At 72.4% G+C, this 22,341-nt stretch carries 18 protein-coding genes; 10 read left to right on the top strand and 8 right to left on the bottom strand.

All coding sequences use genetic code 11. The features are described from left to right. Positions 1 to 34: 34 nt before the first annotated feature. Positions 35 to 628, bottom strand: coding sequence for a hypothetical protein (locus ABT170_RS04450; RefSeq protein ID WP_018509633.1), 594 nt, complete (start codon positions 626 to 628; stop codon positions 35 to 37). A 567-nt stretch (positions 629 to 1,195) separates the two neighbouring features. Here ABT170_RS04450 and ABT170_RS04445 point away from each other — a divergent pair. Further along, entirely contained in the window at positions 1,196 to 2,068 is an 873-nt protein-coding gene (locus ABT170_RS04445) for a class I SAM-dependent methyltransferase (RefSeq protein WP_351863986.1), read from the top strand. 79 nt (positions 2,069 to 2,147) lie between these two features. Here ABT170_RS04445 and ftsH read toward each other — a convergent pair whose 3' ends face one another. Continuing rightward, complete coding sequence (ftsH, locus tag ABT170_RS04440) at positions 2,148 to 4,079, bottom strand: ATP-dependent zinc metalloprotease FtsH (protein WP_329945302.1); 1,932 nt, start codon at positions 4,077 to 4,079, stop codon at positions 2,148 to 2,150. A 205-nt stretch (positions 4,080 to 4,284) separates the two neighbouring features. Between ftsH and yhfZ the strand changes: the two genes are divergently transcribed. From yhfZ to ABT170_RS04400, 8 genes are all read left to right on the top strand, one after another. Next, complete coding sequence (gene yhfZ, locus ABT170_RS04435) at positions 4,285 to 5,223, top strand: GntR family transcriptional regulator YhfZ (protein WP_329945301.1); 939 nt, start codon at positions 4,285 to 4,287, stop codon at positions 5,221 to 5,223. A 114-nt stretch (positions 5,224 to 5,337) separates the two neighbouring features. Beyond that, positions 5,338 to 5,724, top strand: a complete 387-nt coding sequence (locus ABT170_RS04430) for a PRD domain-containing protein (protein ID WP_329945300.1) — start codon at positions 5,338 to 5,340, stop codon at positions 5,722 to 5,724. Between the two features lie 63 nt (positions 5,725 to 5,787). Further along, complete coding sequence (locus tag ABT170_RS04425) at positions 5,788 to 6,144, top strand: DUF2620 domain-containing protein (RefSeq protein WP_329945299.1); 357 nt, start codon at positions 5,788 to 5,790, stop codon at positions 6,142 to 6,144. Between the two features lie 46 nt (positions 6,145 to 6,190). Next, positions 6,191 to 7,525 carry a YhfT family protein gene (locus ABT170_RS04420; RefSeq protein WP_329945298.1) on the top strand — a complete coding sequence of 445 codons (1,335 nt, stop codon included), beginning with the start codon at positions 6,191 to 6,193 and terminating at the stop codon, positions 7,523 to 7,525. 49 nt (positions 7,526 to 7,574) lie between these two features. After that, complete coding sequence (locus ABT170_RS04415; protein ID WP_329945297.1) at positions 7,575 to 8,540, top strand: phosphotriesterase family protein; 966 nt, start codon at positions 7,575 to 7,577, stop codon at positions 8,538 to 8,540. Positions 8,541 to 8,542: 2 nt separating this feature from the next. Further along, positions 8,543 to 9,658: an aminotransferase class V-fold PLP-dependent enzyme gene (locus ABT170_RS04410; protein ID WP_329945296.1), complete on the top strand. Its 1,116-nt coding sequence runs from the start codon at positions 8,543 to 8,545 to the stop codon at positions 9,656 to 9,658. A 2-nt stretch (positions 9,659 to 9,660) separates the two neighbouring features. Then, positions 9,661 to 10,827, top strand: coding sequence for an alanine racemase (locus tag ABT170_RS04405; RefSeq protein ID WP_329945295.1), 1,167 nt, complete (start codon positions 9,661 to 9,663; stop codon positions 10,825 to 10,827). Between the two features lie 11 nt (positions 10,828 to 10,838). Next, positions 10,839 to 12,080 (top strand): phosphopentomutase, encoded by a 1,242-nt coding sequence (locus ABT170_RS04400; RefSeq protein WP_351863977.1) that lies wholly within the window; start codon positions 10,839 to 10,841, stop codon positions 12,078 to 12,080. Positions 12,081 to 12,191: 111 nt separating this feature from the next. Here ABT170_RS04400 and ffh read toward each other — a convergent pair whose 3' ends face one another. The 5 genes from ffh to nsdA form a co-directional block, all read right to left on the bottom strand. Then, positions 12,192 to 13,751, bottom strand: a complete 1,560-nt coding sequence (gene ffh, locus ABT170_RS04395) for a signal recognition particle protein (RefSeq protein WP_266924286.1) — start codon at positions 13,749 to 13,751, stop codon at positions 12,192 to 12,194. A gap of 131 nt (positions 13,752 to 13,882) precedes the next feature. Then, a complete protein-coding gene (locus ABT170_RS04390) occupies positions 13,883 to 16,342 on the bottom strand; it encodes a [protein-PII] uridylyltransferase (protein ID WP_329945292.1) in 2,460 nt (819 codons plus the stop codon). A 30-nt stretch (positions 16,343 to 16,372) separates the two neighbouring features. Further along, positions 16,373 to 16,711, bottom strand: coding sequence for a P-II family nitrogen regulator (locus ABT170_RS04385; protein ID WP_266924282.1), 339 nt, complete (start codon positions 16,709 to 16,711; stop codon positions 16,373 to 16,375). Continuing rightward, on the bottom strand, positions 16,708 to 18,057 hold the full coding sequence (locus ABT170_RS04380) for an ammonium transporter (protein ID WP_329945291.1): 1,350 nt from the start codon (positions 18,055 to 18,057) through the stop codon (positions 16,708 to 16,710). The genes ABT170_RS04385 and ABT170_RS04380 overlap by 4 nt, the downstream gene beginning before the upstream one ends. Before the next feature lie 343 nt (positions 18,058 to 18,400). Further along, a complete protein-coding gene (nsdA, locus tag ABT170_RS04375) occupies positions 18,401 to 19,876 on the bottom strand; it encodes a transcriptional repressor NsdA (RefSeq protein WP_329945290.1) in 1,476 nt (491 codons plus the stop codon). A gap of 429 nt (positions 19,877 to 20,305) precedes the next feature. Here nsdA and ABT170_RS04370 point away from each other — a divergent pair, with 429 nt between their 5' ends. Beyond that, positions 20,306 to 20,953 carry a bifunctional DNA primase/polymerase gene (locus ABT170_RS04370; RefSeq protein WP_351863971.1) on the top strand — a complete coding sequence of 216 codons (648 nt, stop codon included), beginning with the start codon at positions 20,306 to 20,308 and terminating at the stop codon, positions 20,951 to 20,953. 105 nt (positions 20,954 to 21,058) lie between these two features. On the opposite strand, the gene ftsY is transcribed toward ABT170_RS04370, so the two are convergent. After that, entirely contained in the window at positions 21,059 to 22,267 is a 1,209-nt protein-coding gene (gene ftsY, locus ABT170_RS04365) for a signal recognition particle-docking protein FtsY (protein WP_329945288.1), read from the bottom strand. Positions 22,268 to 22,341 lie beyond the last annotated feature (74 nt).

Below are 22,341 nucleotides of genomic sequence, written 5' to 3'. Positions count from 1 at the left end.
AGTACAGCTAGCCATTGTGCCACACCACATCGCCTCACCCCACCGCGACCGCCGCTTCCGGGATCTGGAAGGGCTTTCCGCAGCCGCCGCAGACGATCGGCGCCTGGGCGAGGACCGAGGGAACGACACGGACGTTGCGTCCGCAGTCGCAGACGGCCTTGACCCGGACGCCGCCCCCGGAGGAGCCGTGCCGGGCGGCGGGCCCGCGGAAGGAGCGCTTGGTGTCGGCGGCGGTGGCCACGGTGTGCGCCTTGAGGGCGCGCTGCAGCCGTTCGGTCGTCGGACGGTACCGGCGCTTGGCCTCCGGATTCAGCGTGACGAGCGAGAATCCGCTGCTGGGGTGGGGCTCCTCGGCATGATCGAGGCCCAGCTCCTCGGCGATCGCGAGGAAACGTCGGTTGTGGTAGCGGCCGGCCCGGGAGGTGTCTCGGACACCTCTCGCGGCGGCGATGCCATGGACTGCCTCATGGAGCAGTCGTTCGAAGGAGAGCTCGGCGCCACAGGCGGACGACGACTCTCCGATCAGGGACTCGGGCGCGGCAAGATCGGGCAGCTCGGGGTGGTACCGCTGAATGTCGGCCCACGCCTGTGCCAGCTCTGCGGCAAGTACAGGTGGTGTCGTGCTCACGTCGTGACAACGAGCCTGAGTGCCCCGGTGTTCCTATTCCGGGGCATCCCAAATAATTTGCACGTACCAGTCAGTTGCCCTTGATGCGTCCGGACGAGGGCGGGTGCGCAGATCTGCGGAGAAGGCGCACAGCTCACAACAAGGTGGTACGTAGCACCTGGTGCGCCCCGGCGTACCGACGGGCGCGGAACACTGCCGCCGCGTGCGACATTACCCGGCGGATCGCCACCCTTGGCACCGGGCCGCCCTGCGGTGCGCGCGGCGGGCCGCCCACCAGCGCTTCGTCGGCCGGCGACGCCCGTACGGGTTTCCGGGGCGGCCTCCCCGACGTGCCGCGCCCGGCGGCTCGGGTAAGACTGGGACCCAGGAGCGGGACGCAGCAACGTGCCACGCGCGGGGGCGCACGACCGGGCACACGAGCATCGCCGCTGAACCCGTCGCACCCCCTTCGAACCTCGACGGGGCCGCGGATGCGCGGTTCCCCGACACACGGGAACCGCGGGCGCACGTACACGGGGGACTGTCACCCGGGCATGACCGGCCTCTCTGCGGATTGGGGCGCATTCCATGACACCGACGCTCGTCCGGCATCACCGGCTTCACCGGCACACGGATCCGTACGCCGATCCGTCCCTCCCGCTGGACGCCGGCACCCGTGCCCGTGACCGGGCCGGGATCCAGGAGCGGATGCTGGCGCCGCTGTACGAGGCGGTGTACGAACGGCTGGAGGTCGGGGCCGCCACACGGCTGCTCTCCCTCGGCCGCGGCTCCGGGCTCGCCCTGCTGATCGCCGCGTCCCGCGGGGCACGGGTCACCGGCGTCGGCACCGGCCGGGAACGGCTCGCGCCGGCCCGCGAGCGGCTGCTGCCCGATCCGGGGCACGTCACCGGGCCGCCCGGCGGTCCGGCGGCGGGGTGTGCGGCCCGGCCGGCCGTGGGCGGACCGTACAACCTGATCACCGCGTTCCACCCGATCGGGTGCGTGGCCGGTGACGCCGAGGGGCTCGCCCCCGCGCTGGAGTCCGCCCTGCCGCTGGCGGTGCGGGGGGCCCGGGTGGTGCTGACCGACTGGGGACCGCCCGAGCGGTGCGCCACCGCCGCGGTGCTGCGGGCGGCTTCACGGCGGGCCGGTGCCGGTCCGGCGCGCGGCGGGCCCGCGGACGGCTGGCGGGGCGCCCGGCGGGACGATCTGGAGGAGGTGGCCGCGCGGGCCGGGCTGAGGCCGGACGGCTCCGGCCGGGTGTCGTGCCCGTTCGGGTACGCGGACCTGGACAGCGCGGTGCGCGGGCTGCTGTCGACCGGCCTGTTCGACGCGGCGGTGCGGACGGCGGACCGCGCCCCGGTGGAGAAGGAGATGGCTCAGGCGCTGCGTCCGTATCAGCGGCCGGACGGCACCGTGTGGATGCCGAACGTGTTCCGCTATCTCGTGTGCCTGGCCTGACCACCCGGTGAGGACCCCGGCCGTCCGGTGAACGGTGCGGCCGGCGGGCACAGGACGCGTACGCGCCCCCGGCGCACCGTCAGGAGGCGCCGCCGCCCGGCTTGTCCAGCCGGGTGATGCCGGCCGCCCGGTAGGCCGCCGCCTCGTCCAGGGTCTCGTTCGCCATCAGCGCCTCGGCCAGTGAGTCGAGCTTGTCGCGGTTCTCGCGCAGGAGACGGCAGGCGTCCTCGTAGCACTCGTCGACGATGCGGCGCATCTCGGCGTCGACGGCGTCGAGGGTGGCCGGCGCCGCGGAGAGACCGTAGGCCTGCTGGGGGTCGGCGGGGATGGCGGTGAGACGGCCGACCCGGTCGCTCATCCCCCAGCGGCCGACCATGCCCCGGGCCAGGGAGGTGACCTGCTCCAGGTCGCTCTCCGCACCGGTGGTGATCACGTCGTACACCACGTGTTCGGCCGCCATCCCGCCGAGGGCACCGATGATCCGGCCGCGCAGATACTCCTCCGTGTACGCGTACTTGTCGACGTCCGGGGTGGAGAGGGTGACGCCGAGGGCGCGCCCGCGCGGCACGATGGTGATCTTGCGGACCGGGTCGGCGCCGGGCTGGAGCATGCCGAGGAGTGCGTGACCGCTCTCGTGGTAGGCGGTCCTGCGGCGCTCCTCGTCGGGCATGACGAGCGGACGCTCGGCGCCGAGCTGGACCTTCTCCAGGGCGTCGGACAGGTCGGACTGGCTGACCTCGGTCTGCTTGCGTTTGACGGCGAGCAGGGCGGCCTCGTTGGCCAGGTTGGCGAGGTCGGCGCCCGTCATGCCGGGGGTGATCCGGGCGACCTGGGGCAGGTCGACGTCCCCGGCGAGCGGGATCTGCCGGGTGTGGATCCTGAGAATCGCCTCCCGGCCGCCCTTGTCCGGCGGGCTGACCTGCACGATCCGGTCGAAGCGGCCGGGCCGGGTGAGGGCGGGGTCCAGGACGTCGGCGCGGTTGGTGGCGGCGAGCACGACGACGCCCTCGGAGCCGGAGAAGCCGTCCATCTCGGTGAGGATCTGATTGAGGGTCTGTTCGCGCTCGTCGTGGCCGCCCATGCCGGAGCCGCCGCCGCGCGCCCGGCCGATGGTGTCGATCTCGTCGATGAAGATGATGGCGGGGGCGACCTTGCGGGCCTCGGCGAAGAGTTCGCGCACCCGGCCGGCGCCGACGCCCACGATCATCTCGATGAACTCGGAGGCGGACGCGGAGAAGAACGGCACCCCGGCCTCACCCGCCACGGCTCGGGCCAGGAGTGTCTTGCCGGTGCCGGGCGGACCGGCGAGCAGGACACCGCCGGGCATCCGGGCGCCCATCTTCGCGTACTCCTGGGGGTTCTTGAGGAAGTCGACGACATCGTTGAGCTCGCCCTCGACCTCGTCGATCCCTGCCACGTCCTCGAAGGTGGTGCGCTTGCGCCCTTCGAGCTCGACCGGCTTGGGCGGGGGCTTGCGTCCGAGTCCGCCCAGGCCGCCGCCGGGCCCGCCGCGCATCCGCCGGGCGATGAAGACCCAGAGCAGGACGAGCAGCAGCATCGGGGCGAGCGAGATCAGCAGGTTGGCCAGGAAACTGCGCTGCTGGACGACCGGTTCGGCGGTGACGGTGACATCGTCCTTGGTCAGCTCGGCCCAGAGGTCGTCGTCGGCGAAGGCGGGCCGCTGGGTGGTGAACTTGGTGTACTTGTCGTCCTTGCCGGGGACCTTGGCCTCCTTCTTGAGCTGTCCCTGGATCGCGTCGCCCTTGGAGTAGATCTTGGAGACGTTCCCCGCGGTGACCTGCTTGCTGAATTCGGTGTACGCGATGGTCGGCTCGTCCTCACCGTTGAAGAAGGACAGCACCAGGTTGGCGATCAGATAGACGGCCAGGGCGGTCAGGAGCAGCCCGCCCCAGCCGCCGGGCATCTTGCGGCCGGGCGGCTGGGGCGGGGGCGCGCCCTCGGAGCGCCATGGCTGGTCCGTCCGATCGCGCGGAGGTACGGGGTTGGTCACTCGTGCTCCTCTGCCGACGGCCACTGATGGCGACATTAGGGGAGAAATCACACCAAAGCCTCTGGAGGGGCGTCTCAGTGGCCCCATGGAGGGACATGACGGGTCACGGTGGGGGCGAAAGGAAAACGGGCTCCGCGCCGCGGCCCACCACGCCCGCGGGGTGAACTCCTTGCCAATATCCAGAATCCTGTTTACTGTTCGTTTCGTGAACGCCTTCGATGACCGATTCCTCACGCGAAACGGCCTCGCCGCCCGGCAGCTCGCGGTTCTGCTGCTCAACCACGAGCCGGACACCCGGCTGCCCCGCGTTCGCGACTACGCCCAGGAGCTGGGCTGCGGCAACGGCACGGTCCAGGCCGCGTTGCAGCTCCTGGAGGAATCGGGCGCCATCGAGACGACCGCCCGGGGACACCTCGGCACCTTCCTCGTCCGCTCGGACCGCTCCATACTCTGGCGGCTCTCCGGCCTCGGGACACTGCTCGCCGCGATGCCCCTGCCGTACTCCCGGCGGTACGAGGGCCTGGCGACCGGGCTGCGCAGCGCCTTCGAGGAGGCCGGCGCCCCCTTCGCGATCACGTTCATGCGTGGCGCCGGAGCCCGTACCGCCGCACTGCTCGAAGGAAAGGTCGACCTGGTCGTCCTCTCCCGCTTCGCGGCCGACCAGCTGATCTCCGAGCACCCGGTGGAGCTCGTCGCGGATCTCGGCCCGGCCACCTATGTCGGCGCGCACGGCATGCTCGTACGCCATGGCGTCGACCTGGACTCCCCCGGCCTGCGGGTCGCGGTCGACCATGCGTCGGAGGACCTGCGGATGCTCGTCGAGCGGGTCTTCGCCGGGCGCGAGGACGTCCGGTGGCGCGAGGCCTCGTACATGCAGCTGCGCGACCTCTTCGCCCGCGACGAGGTCGACGCCACCGTGTGGAACCTCGACGAGGCACAGGACCGGATCGGGCTCGGCGTCGATGTGCTCCCGCTGGGCGACGAGGTCACCCGCGAACTGGCCCTGCGCAACTCCAGCGCGGCCATCATCGGCCGGACCGACGGGACGAAGGCCCTGGCCGCCGTCCGGGACTCGCTCGACCTCTCCCTGATCACCTCGCTCCAGAACGAAGTACTCAGGGGCGAGCGCGTGCCCTCGTACTGACAGACCGTCCCGCCGCGCTCCGGCGGGACGGGGGCCGAAGGTCCTGAAACCGGGGGACCTTCGCCACCTTCAAAATACAGAATCCTGGTTATTGTTGATTTTAGGAGGATCACCATGGACGACCAGCTCGCTCTGCGGATCCAGCTCTTCCGTGAAGGCGGACAGGTCAGGCCCGAAGTGGCCGACTTCGTCGCCGCCGAGCTGGCCGCCCTCGAAGCGGACGGCCGCACCGTCACCGAAGCGACCGCCGGCATGCTCACCAGCCATCTGATGATGGCGCTCACCAGGCTCCTGAACGGCGAGCCCATCGAGCAGTTCCTCACCGACGACCAGGTCGCCGCGGAACTGGCCGGGCACCCCGACGCCGTGGCCCGCGCCCGCGCCGTCTCCGCCCGCGCCGAGCGGGACCTCGGCTCCGCGCTGCCGGAGTCCGAGGTCAATTTCCTCGGCATGCACCTCGCGGTCCTGGCCCAGCAGTCCCCCGCCACCCCCGCCCCCTGACCCACCCCGCTCCCCCGGCCGGGACCGTCCCCGGCCGCACCACCCCACGGAAGAAGGACAGCCATGACGAAGATCCTCACCGGCGGCGTCGGCAAGATCGAGGTCACCGACACCATCAAGAAGCTGGGCATCGACGGCATCGACGTCGTCGCCTCCAGCGACATGGACGCCGCGATGAAGCTCCGCATGGGACAGGCCGACTACTACCTGGGCACCTGCCACACGGGAGCCGGTGCCTCGCTCGGCGTGCTCGTGGGTCTGATGGGCAACGCCGCCTGCCACACCTTCGGCCGCAGCGTCCCCACCGAGGAGCAGATCACCGCCCTGCTCGCCGAGGGCAAGAAGGTCTTCGGCTTCTCGATGGACCAGATCGACACCATCGCTCCCCTCATGGCGCGCGCCATCGCCGCCCGCGGCTGACCCCAGCCACTTTTCTTGATCATCCCGGGCACGAAGGAGTGACCCCGTGAGTACCACACTCGCAGCCGGCGCCGGCCTCGATTTCTCGCTGGCGCAGCAGCTGACCGTGATAGCCCTCTGTGCGCTGACCGCGTACATCTCGCACATGGCGCTGGCCGTCTTCAACGACGGCGTACGACCGTTCCTCCTGGACTTCATCCAGGGGCGCACCACCCGCAGCGCCACGACGGCGGTCTCTTTCGGTCTCTCGGCCGGGTTCATCTTCGGACTCGGCGCGCCGATGGCCCTCTCCACCGGTGTGCTGAACCCGTGGCTCCTCTTCCTGCCCACGGACATCCTCGGCATGCTGTCGCCGAAGAAGTGGCTCGCGCCGATCCTCGGCGGTGCCTGGGGCGCGGTCGTCGTCTTCGGGCTGAACGGCGCCAACAACGTGGCGCACGACCTGCCGGTCGACTTCATCACCGCGATGCAGCAGATGTCGACGCCGATCCTCTTCCTCTTCACGCTCTTCCCGGTGCTGGCCATCACCAAGCAGTTCGGCCGCGCATGGGGCGGCATCGCCGGTGTCCTGGAGTTCGCCCTGGTCGTCATGACCATGAAGCTCTGGCCGAACATGTTCGCCGGAGCCCTGGCGATGGCCGTCGGCGTGCTGATGCTCATCGGCCTCGCCGTCGCCAAGGACCTGGGCCAGCGCAGGGCCGACAAGGCGGCGGGCGTCACCGAGGTCGTCCTCGACGACGATCCGATGGCCTCGCTCTTCAGCGCCAGCGCGGCACGGCTGCGCAAGTACCTCCCCCTGTTCATGGTGCTGGGGGCCGGGGTCTGTGTGCTCGCCCAGATGCACATATTCGGTGGCGGTGAGGCGACCAGCTTCCTGATCGCCAAGGGGCAGTACGCCGAAGCCGCCCAGGTCGACTTCTACCGGGTCTTCGGGTTCATCCCGCTGATCGCGACGACCGCGCTGGCCTCCGGCGCGTACGGCATCGCCGGCTTCACCCTCGTGTACCCCATCGGCTACCTGCTGCCGAACCCGTTCGTCGCCGCGATCGTCGGCGCCCTCGTCTTCGCCATCGAGGTGCTGGCCCTCTCCTACATCGGCAAGCTCCTCGGCAAGCTGCCCAGCGTCCGCGACTCCTCGGAGCACCTGCGCAGCGCGATCAGCGACACCCTCCAGCTGGCGATCCTCTTCGGTTCGCTGATGGCCGCCAACGCGATGGGCGGCGGGCTCGGCATCCTCGTGGTCGGCGGGCTCTACCTGCTGAACGAGGCGATGGGCCGGCCGATCGTCCGGATGGCCGCGGCCCCGGCGGCCGTGATCGTCGGCGGCATCCTCCTCAACCTCCTGTACTGGCTCGATCTGTTCACCCCGGTCAAGGGCTGACGCCCGGTCCGGATCAGGTACGCCACCGCCAGGAAGGACCCCCCCCACGATGAACAGCGCCACCCCCCGCACCGACCCCGTTCTCCGTACCGTCCTCGGAGACCTCTCCCCCGACTCCGTACGCGGCCCCGCCCTCGCCCACGAACACCTGGTCCTGGACCTGGACCACCGGGGCGACGGCGCCGCCGTCCTCACCCCCGGGCGGCACGCCGCCGCCGTCACCGCGGAGCTGGCCGGACTCCGCGAGGAGTTCGGGCTGTCCCTGGTCGTCGAACTGACCTGCCGCGGCATGGGCCGCGATGTGCGCGCCCTGGCCCGGATCGCCCGGGACTCCCAGGTCGCCGTCGTCGCCGCGACCGGCTGGTACTACGAGCCGTTCCACACCCCCGAGATCGACGACAGCAGCGTCGAACAGCTCACCGGGACCCTCGTCCGCGAGATCGACGGCGGGATCGGCACCACCGGCGTCCGGCCCGGCGTCCTCGGCGAGATCGGCAGCCACGGAGACATCCCGACGGCGTCCGAGACCAAGGTGCTGCGCGCCAGTGCGCGGGCCGCCGTCACCACCGGGCTCTCCGTCGCCACCCACGCGCAGCTCGGCCGCGGCGGCCTCGCCCAGCTGGACCTGCTCACCGCCGAGGGCCTGGAGCCGCACCGGATCAGCATCGGCCACCAGGACCTGCTCGACGACCCGGCGGTGCACAAGGAGCTGGCGGCGAGCGGCGCGTACGTCGCCTTCGACACGGTCGGCAAGGACGGCTACCAGAGCGACGACACCCGGCTCCGGCTGCTGCTCGCCCTCCTGGAGGCCGGCCACGCCGACCGGGCGCTGCTCAGCTGCGACATCTCCCGCCACGGCTATCTGACCACCGAGGGCGGCCAGGGCTACGGGCACCTCTTCCGCGGCTTCCTGCCCAAGGCCCGCGCGGCCGGTGTGGACGAGGACCTGATCGACCTGATGACCCGCCGCAACCCGCTGCGCTTCCTCACCGGCGCGAGCGTGGAGGAGATCTGACCATGAGTCCCGCACTCCCCGAGACGTTCCCGCTGCCGACGGTGGAGCTGTCCGACGCCGTCGCCCGGCAGTTCCGGCTGATCGAGGCCACCGCCCGGCACTTCGAGGGCCCGCAGCTCTTCGCCTCCGACGCCGGGGTCGTCCCCGGTCTCGGCCGCCCCCGCACCACCGCCCGTGTCGAAGCCGTCCTCGCCGACTTCTTCGGCGCCGAGGACGCCGCCTTCGTCCAGGGCGCCGGCACGGGGGCGATCCGGGCCGCCCTGAACGCCGCCGTGCGGGCGGGCGACCCGCTGCTGATCCACCGCGCGCCCGTCTACCGCACCACCGAGGTCACCCTGCGCGGCATCGGCGTGGAGACCGTCGAGGCCGACTTCAACGACCCGGACGAACTGCGTACGGCACTGGAGTCGGGCCGCTTCCGCTGGGCCTACGTCCAGCACACCCGCCAGCGGCTCGCGGACTCCTACGACCCCGGCGCGGTCCTGGCGGCCTGCCGGGCGGCCGGTGTCCGCACGATCGTCGACGACAACTACGCCGTCATGCGCACCCCCGCCGCCGGGGTGGAGCTGGGCGCCGACGCCTCGTGCTTCTCGCTGTTCAAGCTGCACGGCCCGGAGGGGGTCGGGATCGTCGTCGGCGCCCGCGACCTGGTCGAGCGCGTCCGGCGCGACAACTACTCCGGCGGCGGCCAGGTCCAGGGCCACCAGGCGCTGGACGCGCTGCGCGCGCTCACCCACGTACCGGTCATGTGGTCCGTGCAGTCGCGGGTCGGGGCCGAGGTCGCGGACCGGCTGGCGGCCGGCGAGGTGGCCGGGGTCGCCGAGGTGCGGCTCGCCAACGCCCAGGACCGGTGCCTGCTGGTCCGCCTCGACCGGCCGGTGGCCAAGGAACTGCCCGCCGTCGCCGCCCGGTTCGGCGCGGCCCCGTACCCCGTCGGCTCCAACTCGCGCTACGAGATCGCCCCGCTCTTCTACCGGATGTCCAGCTCCGCGCTGGACGACTCCCCCGAGCTGGCCGACTGGACCGTACGCATCAACCCGATGCGGGCGGGCGCGGACCTCGTGATCGAGATCCTGCGCCGTTCGCTGGACGCCCTGAACGACCCGAAGGACGACTGACCGTGTTCCTCGACACCCTTCTCACCCGCAACCCCGGGCTCGTCGAGACCGCGGCGGCGCTCCACCGCGACGGCGCGATCCCGCCCGACACCTATGTGATGGACCTCGACGCGGTCGAGGCCAACGCCGCGCTCCTGGCCGCCGAGGCCGAACGGCTCGGCCTCTCGCTCTGGTTCGTCGTCAAGCAGCTCGGCCGCAACCCGGAGCTGATCGCCGCCGTCGCCCGGCACATCCCCGAGTACGCCGCGATCGACGCGCCCGAGGCCCGCACCCTGCACGCCGCGGGCGCCCGCGCGGGCAACCTCGGCCACCTCGTCCAGATCCCCCGCCGGGCGCTGCCCGGGATGCTGGCCTGGCGGCCCGGGGCCGTCACCGTCTACGACCTCGACAACGCCCGCGCGGTCTCCGAGGCGGCCACGGGGCTGGGCTTCGTCCAGGACGTCCTCGTCCGCCTCGAAGGCGCCGAGGGCACCGTCTACCCGGGCCAGGAGGGCGGTGTCCCGCTCTCCCGCCTGGACACGTTCGCGGAGGCCGCCGAGCGGCTGCCCGGCATCCGGATCGCGGGCGTCACCGCCTTCCCGTGCGTCCTGTGCGATCCGGTGACCGGGGTCCCGTACGCCACACCCAACTTCGCGCTCGCGCTCAAGGCCCGCGAGCTCCTCGCCTCCCGAGGCCACGAGGACCTCAAGCTGAGTGCCCCGAGCGCCACCTCGATGGCCTCCCTCCCGCTGCTCGCCGGACTCGGCGCCACCCACGGCGAACCGGGCCACGCCCTGACCGGCACCACCCCGCTGCACGCGCTCGACCCGGCGCAGCCGGAGACACCCGCCTATGTGTACGTCAGCGAGGTCGCCCACACGCTGGACGACGGCCGCCCCGCGCTCTTCGGCGGCGGGTTCTACGCCCGCTCCCACATCAAGAGCGCACTGCTGCCGCGCACCGGCGCACGCCTGGGCGTACAGGACGCGCCCGCCGAGAACATCGATTACTACCGGCTGCTCGACGCGCCCGCCGCCGGGCAGGACGTCCGGCTCGGCGACACCGCGCTGCTCGCCTTCCGTACCCAGATCTTCGTCACCCGCTCGACCGTCGCCGTCGTCTCCGGACTCTCCTCCGGAGGCCCTCGCCGGATCGGTCTGTACGACGCCCAGGGCCGGGCCCTGAGCTGAGGAGGCATCCCATGGCCAAGACCGTCATCGTCGTCATCGACGGATTCGGCATCGGCGCCATGCCCGACGCGGGCACCCTGCGCCCCGGCGATCTCACCGCCGACACCTGCGGACATGTTCTGGACCACTGCCGCGAGGCCTTCGGCCGCCCGCTGCGGCTGCCGGTGCTGGGCGCGCTCGGCCTCGGCCTCGTCCACCCGCACCCGGACCTCGCCCGCCGGCCGCGTCTGCCCGTCGCCGCGGGCCGGGCCGCCCTCGGCTATCCGGGCGCCGACACCTTCGCCGGCCACCAGACGATGATGGGCGCCGACTTCAGCCGCGTCACCGTGGCCCGGCTCGCGGATCACCTCGGGGAGGTGACCGCCGTACTCGAAGCGGCCGGACACCGCGTCGAGCCGCTGGAGGGCAAACCGCTCCTGGTCGTGGACGGGGCCGTTCTGGTCCACGACAACCTGGAGGCCGACCCGGGGATCAACTGGAACGCCTCCGGCCGACTGGAGGACCTGCCGTTCGACGGGCCGGACGGCATCCTCGCCATCGCCCGTACCGTACGCACCGTCGCCCCGGTGGCCCGGGTCATCGCGGTCGGCGGCCACGCGGACAGCCCGCTGCCGCGCTTCGTCCGCGACGGGGAGGCGGGCACGGTCGGCCTCGACACCCCCGCCACCGGCTTCTACCGCAACGGCGGCCTCGAAGTGCAGCACCTGGGTGCCCGGCTCGACCACACCCGCCAGCTCCCCGATCTGGCCGCCCGCGCGGGCATCCCCGTCACCCTGGTGGGGAAGGCCGCCGACATCCTGGCCTGCGACGCGGCGGTACGGCATCCCGCGGTGGCCACCGCGGACGTGTTCACGTACACCCTCGAAGCGGTACGCGCCCCGGGCGACGGTCTGGTGGTCGCCAACGTCCAGGAGACCGACCTGGCCGGGCACCAGCAGGACACCGAGCGCTACGGACGCCTCCTGGAGCAGGTCGACGCGGGCCTGGCCGCGCTCGTCGCCCTGCTCGACGGCCCCGGCGACCGCCTCATCGTGACCGGTGACCACGGCAACGACCCGACGGCCGGGCACGCCTTCCACACCCGTGAGTACGTCCCCGTCCTCGTCCACCGGCCCGGCGCGGGCGCGGTGGAACTGCTGCCGGACGCGGACAGCCTGGCGGACGTGGGCGCGACCGCCGCCGTGTCGCTGTCACTGGACCCGGCGGGGCTGGCCAACGGCCGGGCGCTGCGCCCGGGGCGGCGCGCCGCCTAGACCGCCGGCCGCGGCGCGCGCCGGCGGTGGGTCACACCGGCCGCGGCGCGCGTGAACGCCGTAAGGGGCGCCCACCATGGTGGGCGCCCCTTACGCGTGGTCCGACGGCCGTCAGCCCATGAACTTCTTGAACTCGTCCGGGAGGGCGAAGTCCTCGGCGGGCTTGCCGCCCTGACCGGCCGGCAGTCCGAACGCGCCGCCCTGCGCCGCCTGCTCGCGCCGGGCCGCCTCGGCCTGCTCCTCGGCCTTGCGCTTCATGGGGTTGCCGCTCTTGCGCTTGCCCTTGGCCTGCTTGACCTGCTTCTTCTGACGGCCGGGGCCGCCGCCCATGCCCGGCATCCCCGGCATCCCGGGCATGCCGCCGCCCTGGGCCATCTTCGACATCATCTTGCGGGCCTCGAAGAAGCGCTCCACCAGACTCTTCACGGCGGAGACCTCGACGCCCGAGCCCTTGGCGATACGGGCCCGGCGCGAGCCGTTGATGATCGTCGGCTCGGCGCGTTCCTTCGGGGTCATCGACTTGATGATCGCCGCGGTACGGTCCACGTCGCGCTCGTCGATGTTGTTGATCTGGTCCTTGATCTGCCCCATGCCGGGCAGCATCCCGAGCAGCTTGGAGATGGAGCCCATCTTCCGGACCTGCTCCATCTGGGCCAGGAAGTCGTCGAGCGTGAAGTCCTTGCCCTTGCTCGACGCCAGCTTGGAGGCCATTTTGGCGGCCTCTTCCTGACTGAACGTCTTCTCCGCCTGCTCGATCAGGGTGAGCAGGTCACCCATGTCGAGGATGCGGGAGGCCATGCGGTCCGGGTGGAAGGCGTCGAAGTCCTCCAGCTTCTCGCCGTTCGACGCGAACATGATCTGCTTGCCCGTGACATGGGCGATCGACAGGGCCGCGCCACCGCGCGCGTCACCGTCGAGCTTGGAGAGCACCACACCGTCGAAGCCGACGCCGTCGCGGAAGGCCTCGGCGGTGTTCACCGCGTCCTGGCCGATCATCGCGTCGACGACGAAGAGGATCTCGTCCGGGCTGACGGCGTCGCGGATGTCCGCGGCCTGCCGCATCAGCTCCTGGTCGATACCGAGGCGGCCCGCGGTGTCGACGACCACGACGTCGTACTGCTTGGAACGGGCGAACTCGATCGAGTCCTTGGCGACCTGGACCGGGTCACCGACACCGTTGCCCGGCTCCGGGGCGTACACCGCGACACCGGCGCGGTCGGCGACGACACTGAGCTGGTTGACGGCGTTGGGGCGCTGGAGGTCACAGGCGACCAGCAGCGGGGAGTGGCCCTGGCCCTTGAGCCAGAGGCCGAGCTTTCCGGCGAGGGTGGTCTTACCGGCACCCTGGAGGCCCGCGAGCATGATCACGGTGGGCGCGGTCTTGGCGAACCGCATGCGCCGGGTCTCGCCGCCGAGGATGCCGACGAGCTCCTCGTTGACGATCTTGATCATCTGCTGGGCGGGGTTCAGCGCCTGGGAGACCTCGACGCCGCGCGCCCGCTCCTTGACGTTGGCGATGAACGCGCGCACGACCGGCAGGGCCACATCGGCTTCGAGGAGCGCGATACGGATCTCGCGGGCCGTGGCGTCGATGTCCGCCTCGGACAAGCGGCCCTTGCCCCTGAGGTTCTTGAAAGTCGCGCTAAGGCGGTCGGAGAGAGTATCGAACACGGCGCTCGTCGGTCCTCAGGGTCGGGGGCGGGGCAGGTCAGTCGCACTCCAGGGTATCCGGCCCCCGCGGAACGCGAAGCCCTCGCCCGGTTCTCGTACCGGACGAGGGCTTTTCCGCACGTTCGGGCGGGTCAGCCGAGGGCCTTCTCGACCTCCTCGGCGACCTCGGCGGCCCGCACGCCGGACAGCGGTCCGCCGTCCGCCCCGGTGACGTAGAAGGCGTCCACCGCGTTGGCGCCGAGCGTGGAGACATGGGCGCTGCGCACCCGTACCGCGCTCTGTTCCAGGGCCCGGCCGATCCGGTGCAGCAGACCCGGGGCGTCCTGGGCCCGGACCTCGATCACCGTCGCGAGCCGGGAGCCCGCCGCCGCGACACTCACCCGGGGCGGCGGGGCCTTCACCCCGCGGCGGCGCGGGTGGGCGGCCTCCCGTTCGGCGAGGCGGGCCCGGATGTCCAGGGATCCGTCCAGGGCGCGTACGAGGTCGGCGCGGAGCCGGGCCGCCTGCGGGAGGGACCCGTACTCGGCCGCCACCCGCCAGCTGAGCAGCAGCAGGTCCGCGGAGCCGCCCAGCTCGGTCGGCAGCTCCACGGCGCGCAGTTCGGCGGCGCGGACGGTCAGGCGGTGCAGGGCGAGGACTCCGGCCGCCGCGGGCAGCACACCCGGACGGTCGGGCAGGGCGATGAGCAGCTCCACCCCGACGGGTTCCGGACCGCCGCCGGCCGCGGGCGGCGCGGGCCGGGTGTGCAGGGCCAGGACGGGTCCGCCGGTACGCAGGGCCTCGATGGCGAGGCGTTCCTGTTCGGCGCCGGGCACGGCGGGTTCCGGTTCCCGGGGGACCTCGCCCGCGAGGACGGCGGAGACGCGTTCGACGAGGTCGGCGACGAGCGAGGCGCGCCAGGAGCTCCAGGCGGCGGGCCCGGTGGCGAGCGCGTCGGCCTCGGTGAGGGCGTGCAGCAGCTCCAGCGTGGAGGTGCTGCCGACGGCGGTGGCGACGGAACGGACGGTGGCGGGGTCGTCGAGGTCGCGGCGGGTGGCGGTCTCGACGAGCAGCAGATGGTGGCGTACGAGGGTGGCGACGACGCCCACGTCGTGCGCGCCGAAGCCCATGCGGGCGGCCATGTCCCGGGCGATGGTCTCGCCCGCCGCGGAGTGGTCGCCGGGCATGCCCTTGCCGATGTCGTGGAGCAGCGCGGCGACCAGGAGCAGGTCGGGGCGGTGGACGCGGCGGGTGAGGGCGGCGGCTCGGGCGGCGGTCTCGACGAGGTGGCGGTCGACGGTCCAGGTGTGGACGGGGTTGCGCTGGGGGCGGCAGCGGACCCGCTCCCAGTCCGGCAGCAGCCGGGTGATGATCCCCTCCGACTCCAGCGCCTCCCAGACGCCGACGGTCGGCCCGCCAGCCCCGAGCAGGGTGACGAGTTCCTCGCGGGCCTCGGCGGGCCAGGGCACGGGCAGCGGGCGGGCCGCGGTGGCGAGGTGGCGGACGAGGTGGCGGGAGAGGGGCAGTCCGGACTCGGCGGCGGCGGCCGCCGCCCGGAGGGTCAGGACGGGGTCCTTCTCGGGGCGGGCCGCGCGGGCGAGGACGACCTCGCCGTCCGCTTCCACCACCCCGTCGGCGAGCGGGGTGCGCTCGGGGGCGGCCCTGCCGCCGAGCCCGCCGCCGAGCAGGGCACGGAGCCGGGGGCGTACGGAGCGGGCGCGCAGGACGCGGTCGACCTCGCGCCAGGTGACGTCGGTGGCGTACGAGACGGTGCGCGCGGCCTCGTACACCCGGCGCAGAGTCGCGTCGGCGTCGGGCAGGCCCAGTGCCTCGGCGACCTGGTCCTGTTCCTGGAGGGCGAGGCGGTCGGTGGCGCGGCCGGTGGTGAGGTGGAGTGCGTCGCGGACGTCGAGGAGGGTGCGGCGGGCGTCGGCGAGCCCTTCGCGGGGGGCGTCGGCGACCCAGGAGGCGGCGACGGCGCGCAGCGCGGTGGCGTCGCGGAGGCCGCCGCGGGCCTCCTTGAGGTCGGGTTCCAGGAGGAACTGGAGCTCGCCCGTGCGCGCGGCCCGCTCCCGGCAGAGTTCGTGGAGGGCGGGGAGGCGTTTGGCGGCCTGGTTGCGCCAGTCGGCGAGGACCGCGGTGCGCAGGGCGGCGACGAGGCCGAGGTCCCCGGCGACGGGGCGGGCGTCCAGCAGGCCGAGCTGGACCTTGAGGTCCTCGCCCGCGGTCCTGCGGGCCTCGCCGGGGGTGCGCACGGAGTGGTCGAGGGCCAGGCCGAGGTCCCAGACGGGGTACCAGAGGCGGTCGGCGAGGGCGGCCAGTGCCCCGGCGTCGGCGCTGCCGTCGTGCAGGAGCAGCAGATCGAGGTCGCTGCGCGGGGAGAGTTCGCCGCGGCCGTAGCCGCCGACGGCGACGAGGGCGGCGCCGCGGACCCGGGTCCGTCCGGCGGCCGCGGTGAACAGACCGGTCAGCCAGTCGTCGGTGAGGCGGGCGAGGGCCGCACGGCGCGGCGGCCCGGACCGCGTCCCCTCCTGGAGGAGACGCAGCCGGGCCGCCGCGTAGCCGCTGGGTCCCGACGCTGCGGATTCGGTGGTCGCTTCGGTGCTCGTCACCCAGCTGCCTTTCCGTTGGCGGGCCGTCGGTCAGAGGGCGTCCGGGCCGCGTTCACCGGTCCGGACACGGACGGCGGTCTCGACCGGGACGCTCCAGACCTTGCCGTCCCCGATCTTGCCGGTCCGGGCCGCTTTCACCACCACGTCGATGAGCTGTTCGGAGTCCTCGTCCTCGACCAGGACCTCGATCCGGATCTTCGGGACGAGGTCGACGGTGTACTCGGCACCCCGGTAGACCTCGGTGTGCCCGCGCTGACGCCCGTACCCGCTGGCTTCCGTGACGGTGAGGCCCTGGACTCCGAAGGCCTGGAGGGCCTCCTTGATCTCGTCCAGCCGGTGCGGCTTCACGACTGCGGTGATGAGCTTCATGCGTCCACCTTCTCTGCCTTCGATGCTGCCGTCGTGCCCTGTGCCGGGGCGGAGGTACGGGTGGCGCCGCCGCCCGCGCCGCTGAAGTCGTACGCCGTCTCGGCGTGCTCGACCTGGTCGATGCCGGAGATCTCGTCGTCCTCGGGGACCCGCATCCCGATGGTCCGGTCGAGCACGAGGGCGAGGAGCGCGGAGACGACCAGGGAGTAGGCGAGGACGGCGAGGACGCCGACGGCCTGCTTGCCGAGCTGGTCGAGGCCGCCGCCGTAGAAGAGGCCGGCCGCGTCGGACTGGACACCGCCGGTGGCGAAGAGGCCGACGAGCAGGGAGCCGGCGATACCGCCGACGAGGTGGACGCCGACGACGTCCAGGGAGTCGTCGTAGCCGAACCGGTACTTCAGGCCGACGGCCATGGCGCAGAGCACCCCGGCGACGGCACCGACGGCGATGGCGCCGAGCGGGCTGACCGAGCCGCCGGCCGGGGTGATGGCGACGAGTCCGGCGACGGCCCCGGAGGCGGCGCCGAGCGTGGTGAAGGAGCCGTGGCGCAGCTTCTCGTATCCGAGCCAGGCGAGCATCGCGGCGGCGGTGGCCACCTGTGTGTTGACGAACATGACGGCGCCGACGCCGTCGTCGTTGCCGAGCCAGGAGCCCGCGTTGAAGCCGAACCAGCCGAACCACAGGAGACCGGCGCCGAGCATGACGAGCGGCAGGCTGTGCGGCCGCATCGGGTCCTTCCCGAAGCCGACGCGCTTGCCGATGACGAGGATCACGCCGAGGGCGGCGGCACCCGCGTTGATGTGGACGGCGGTACCGCCGGCGAAGTCGATGACCCCCATCTCGAAGAGCCAGCCGCCCGCGCCCCAGACCCAGTGGGCGACCGGGAAGTAGACGAGGGTGACCCAGAGGGTGATGAAGACCGCCCAGGCGGTGAACTTGACGCGGTCGGCGAGGGCGCCGCTGATCAGGGCGGGGGTGAGGACGGCGAACATCAGCTGGAAGACGGCGAAGACGTAGACCGGGATGGTGTAGCCGTCCCAGAGTTCGGTGACGCCGATCCCGCTGAGGCCGACGTAGTCCGCGCTCCAGCCGATGAGCGAGCCGGTGTCGGTGCCGAAGGCGAGGCTGAATCCGTAGAGCACCCACAGGACGGTGACGATCCCGAGGCTGATGAAGCTCATCATCAGCATGTTGAGGGTGCTCTTGACGCGGACCATGCCTCCGTAGAAGAAGGCCAGGGCCGGGGTCATGAGCATCACCAGGGCCGAGCAGATGAGCATGAACCCGGTGTTGGCGGCAGACAGCTCCGGGGCGTCTGCGGCAAGCGTCGTGATGCCTGGGGGCATCGGCGTCTCCTCGTCGTCGGTGCGGCCTCGTGCGGGGAAAGCCGCGGGACCACTGGGAAAAGGTGCGGGCCGGTTATGGGCCATGAGATTGACCCAGCGCCGTTTCCACGGATGCCGCACGGTGTTTCGCACCAGTGACGAAGAGGGAGCGCGTGTTACGGCGGAATGAACCGCCGGGGGTGTGTCCGGTGCCCCGGCTGCCGTGCGGCCCACGCCGCATACGGTGCGGTTGAGGCGCCGGGACACAGGAACCGGCCACGGCGGCCCTCCGTATGACCGGCGATGGGGGAGCCGGGTCGGGGTGTACGGGAGGGACGCCGCGGCCGGCGGCGGTCGGGCCGGGTCAGACCGCTTCGGCGGTCTCCGGCAGCTGTTCGGTGAGCCGGTCGGTGAGCCGGGCGACATCGTCGACATCGCCGAAGTCCCTGGCGGCCGTGTCGACGGTCTTGCGCAGCCGGGTGTTCACCCGCTCGGAACGCACCTTCCTGGCGATCTTCAGCGCCTCGCCGGCCAGCACCGTGGACTGCTCCGGCTCGCGCTTGAGCAGATGGACGGTGGCCATCCCGATCAGATTGAGCGCGTACGAGCGCTGGTGCTCGTCGTCCTCGCCGAAGAGGTCGACGGCCTTGGCCATGACGGGCTCGGCGAGCGAGGCGTACGTGGGGCTGCGGCCCGCGACATAGGCCAGGTCGCGGTAGGAGTGGGCGTTCTCGCCGTTGAGCTCGGCCTCGGAGAAGAAGCGGATCCAGTCCGGTTCGGGCTCGCCGTCGAGTCCGGCGTCGAGGAAGGTGTCCTCGGCCATGCGGACGGCCCGCTTGCACTTGCTGGGCTGGCCCATGTTGGCGTAGGCGCGGGCCTCCATCGCATACAGCATGGCCTGGGTGCGGGGCGTGGCGCAGTCCCGGCTGCCGTACTGGGCGAGATGGATGAGTTCCAGGGCGTCGTCGGGGCGGCCGAGGTGGATCATCTGGCGGCTCATGCTGGACAGCACATAGCTGCCGAGCGGCTTGTCACCGGCTTCCTTGGCCGCGTGCAGGGCCAGGACGAAGTACTTCTGCGCGGTGGGCTGGAGGCCGACGTCGTAGCTCATCCAGCCCGCCAGCTCGGCGAGTTCGGCCGCGCACCGGAAGAGCCGCTTGGACGTGGCCGCGGGCTGCGGCTCCTGCAACAGGTCGGTGACCTCGTGGAGCTGGCCGACGACGGCTTTGCGGCGCAGTCCGCCGCCGCACTGCGCGTCCCACTGGCGGAACATCGCGGTGGTGGACTCCAGCAGATCCAGCTCCGGCCGGGAGAGCCGGGAGGGACGGCGGGCGGCGGCGGGCGACTCCTCCTCCGCGGTGTCCGTGCCGGCCACCGGCACCAGCCAGCGCTGCATGGGTTCGATGAGCGCGGGGCCCGCGGCGAGGGCGAGCGAGGTGCCGAGGAATCCGCGCCGGGCGAGCATCAGGTCGCTGCGGGAGAACTCGCTGAGCAGGGCGACGGTCTGCGGGCCCGCCCACGGCAGGTCGACACCGGCCACCGAGGGGGACTGGTGCGCGGTGCGCAGCCCGAGGTCCTCGACGGCCACGACACTGCCGAAACGTTCCGAGAAGAGTTCGGAGAGGATGCGCGGGATCGGCTCGCGGGGCTGTTCGCCGTCCAGCCAGCGCCGCACGCGGGAGGTGTCGGTGCTGATGTGCAGGGCACCCATCTGCCGCGCCCGCCGGTTCACCTGCCGGGCGAGCTCGCCCTTGGACCAGCCGCTGCGCACGAACCACGATCCCAGTTGCCCGTTGGGGCGCTTCCCGGCATTCGTCCCGCCTGCGCCGCTGCCACTCACTGGAACGCCCCCATCCCGCCGAAAACCTCATCGCGCGAACCACTAGTCAGAATGCCGTGCACCGGTGCTGTCCGTACGGAGATCGCGCACCATCGAACGGGAAATCGGTTTGCCTCCGGCATACCCGTGGGTGCACATACTTCCAGGGTTCGTGTACCGACGGTAATCCTACGATCACCCCTCCCGCGAGGGCCCTTACGGAAACGCCACCATTCGCCACCCCTTCGAATGAACCCGACTGCCACCGGGCGCGCTTGACTTGACAGACGACGATCAGCGGCAGGCGGATTGGGGCACTCAGGGGGCGTGTAATCCGCGCCATTCACCCTCTGTGCACACCCGCGCGCCGCCCGATCGAGAGCGACAGCGGAGGGTTGAGCGAAGGCTCCGGGTCGTAACCACCGATGACTCGGACCCGTTGGAGGGGGTATGGGCTTCACGATCGGCGGCATCCGCGAGATGCGATCCGGCTCACGGCGCCGCGGCCGCACGGCCGAGGGCACCGCGGTGGCCGAGTACACAGGACTCTGGGGCTGGGCGGTGGTGCCCGGCGCGCGGGCCGTGGCGGGCGTCTGCTCGTGCGGCGACCCGCGGTGCCCGGCGCCCGGCGACCATCCGCTGGCCTTCGCCCGCGAGGTGCCGGCCGGTGCCACCCTCGATGTCGCCGCGCGGGCCTGGTCCGAGGTGCCCGGCGCCTCGATGCTGCTGCCCGTGGGCCGCGCCTTCGACGTCCTGGAGGTCGCCGAGGGAGCCGGGCGCCGCGCGCTGGGCCGGCTGGAGCGGATGGGCCTGCCGCTGGGGCCGGTGGCCGTGACCCCGGCGGGCCGGGCCCAGTTCCTCGTCGCCCCGGGAGCCGCCGCCGAGCTGCCCCGGCTGCTCTACCGGATGGGCTGGGACGACGCCGGTCTGGATCTGCGGGCACTGGGCCCCGGATCGCACATCACCGCTCCGCCGTCCGATCTCGGCGGCCTCGGGCCGGTCCGCTGGCTGCGCCCCCCGGTCCTGGACACCGCGGCCGCTCCCCCGCAGGCGCGGCTGCTGCTGGGCACGCTGGCGTACATCTGCCACCGCTCATAGGCGCCGGTCCGCCCCACCGCGCGCCGGCGCACGATCCCTCTCGGGCATACGAACGGGCGGCGGCCCCCACGAGGGGGTCCGCCGCCCGTTGTCCGTGCGGAGGGGTCAGTCGCCGATCAGCGCGTCGACGAAGGCTCCCGGCTCGAACGGGGCCAGGTCGTCCGGACCCTCACCGAGACCGATCAGCTTCACCGGCACCCCGAGCTCACGCTGGACGGCGATGACGATGCCGCCCTTGGCGGTGCCGTCCAGCTTGGTGAGGACGATGCCGGTGATGTCGACGACCTCGGCGAACACCCGGGCCTGGACGAGTCCGTTCTGCCCGGTGGTGGCGTCCAGGACGAGCAGCACCTCGTCCAGCGGGCCGTGCTTCTCCACGACCCGCTTGACCTTGCCGAGCTCGTCCATCAGTCCGGTCTTGGTGTGCAGACGGCCCGCGGTGTCGATGAGGACGACATCCGCGCCCTCGGCGATGCCTTCCTTCACCGCGTCGAAGGCGATCGACGCCGGATCGCCGCCCTCCGGCCCGCGGACCGTGCGGGCGCCGACGCGCTCGCCCCAGGTCTGGAGCTGGTCGGCGGCGGCGGCCCGGAAGGTGTCGGCGGCGCCGAGCACGACGCTGCGGCCATCGGCGACGAGCACCCGGGCCAGCTTGCCGGTGGTGGTGGTCTTGCCGGTGCCGTTGACGCCGACGACCATGACGACGCCGGGGGTCTCGGCGCCGCCCTCCGTCTTGACCTCACGGTCGAAGTCGGGGCCGAGCAGGGTGATCAGCTCCTCGCGGAGCAGGGCGCGCAGATCCTCGGGGGTGCGGGTGCCGAGCACCCGGACGCGCTCGCGCAGCCGCTCCACCAGTTCCTGGGTGGGGGCGACGCCGACGTCCGCGGTGAGGAGGGTCTCCTCGATCTCCTCCCAGGTGTCCTCGTCGAGGTTGTCCCGCGACAGGAGCGTGAGCAGCCCCTTGCCGAGGGAGTTCTGCGAGCGGGCGAGCCGGGCGCGGAGCCGGACGAGCCGTCCGGCGGTGGGCTCGGGGACCTCCAGCGCGGGGGCGGCCTCCGGTTCGGCGACGGCCGGGGCTTCCCCGGCGGGAGCCTCGGTGTCCGGGAGACCGACCTCCTCGACGGTGCGCCGCGCTTCGTCGCGCGGCGCCTCGGCTTCCTCGCCGACACGGGGCTCGGCGGGAGGAGTGATGGTCGGCGTGCTCGACGGTGCCGAGGGCGGCAGCTGCTTCTTCTTGCGGCTGCTGACCACGAGCCCGCTGATCAGGCCGACCGCGACCAGGGCGATGACTACAGCAAGGATGACGATTTCCATAACCCGTCCAGTATCGGCCACAGCCGCACCTGGGCGTGGCCGTGGCGGATCCCGCACGAATCCCCCGCAACTTA

The sequence above is a fragment of the Streptomyces sp. NPDC001787 genome, from assembly GCF_040297465.1.
GTDB lineage: Bacteria > Actinomycetota > Actinomycetes > Streptomycetales > Streptomycetaceae > Streptomyces.
The sequence above is the reverse complement of the archived record's forward strand: the minus strand, read 5'-3'. Positions and strand labels throughout refer to the sequence as shown.

Excerpts from the sequence above, each read along its gene's own strand:
- ABT170_RS04380 (WP_329945291.1), bottom strand. The coding sequence starts at position 18,057 with ATGCCCCCAGGCATCACGACGCTTGCCGCAGACGCCCCGGAGCTGTCT.
- ABT170_RS04445 (WP_351863986.1), top strand. The coding sequence starts at position 1,196 with ATGACACCGACGCTCGTCCGGCATCACCGGCTTCACCGGCACACGGAT.
- ABT170_RS04370 (WP_351863971.1), top strand. The coding sequence starts at position 20,306 with ATGGGCTTCACGATCGGCGGCATCCGCGAGATGCGATCCGGCTCACGG.
- ftsY (WP_329945288.1), bottom strand. The coding sequence starts at position 22,267 with ATGGAAATCGTCATCCTTGCTGTAGTCATCGCCCTGGTCGCGGTCGGC.
- ABT170_RS04410 (WP_329945296.1), top strand. The coding sequence starts at position 8,543 with ATGAGTCCCGCACTCCCCGAGACGTTCCCGCTGCCGACGGTGGAGCTG.
- ABT170_RS04430 (WP_329945300.1), top strand. The coding sequence starts at position 5,338 with ATGGACGACCAGCTCGCTCTGCGGATCCAGCTCTTCCGTGAAGGCGGA.
- ABT170_RS04385 (WP_266924282.1), bottom strand. The coding sequence starts at position 16,711 with ATGAAGCTCATCACCGCAGTCGTGAAGCCGCACCGGCTGGACGAGATC.
- ABT170_RS04400 (WP_351863977.1), top strand. The coding sequence starts at position 10,839 with ATGGCCAAGACCGTCATCGTCGTCATCGACGGATTCGGCATCGGCGCC.
- ABT170_RS04415 (WP_329945297.1), top strand. The coding sequence starts at position 7,575 with ATGAACAGCGCCACCCCCCGCACCGACCCCGTTCTCCGTACCGTCCTC.
- ABT170_RS04425 (WP_329945299.1), top strand. The coding sequence starts at position 5,788 with ATGACGAAGATCCTCACCGGCGGCGTCGGCAAGATCGAGGTCACCGAC.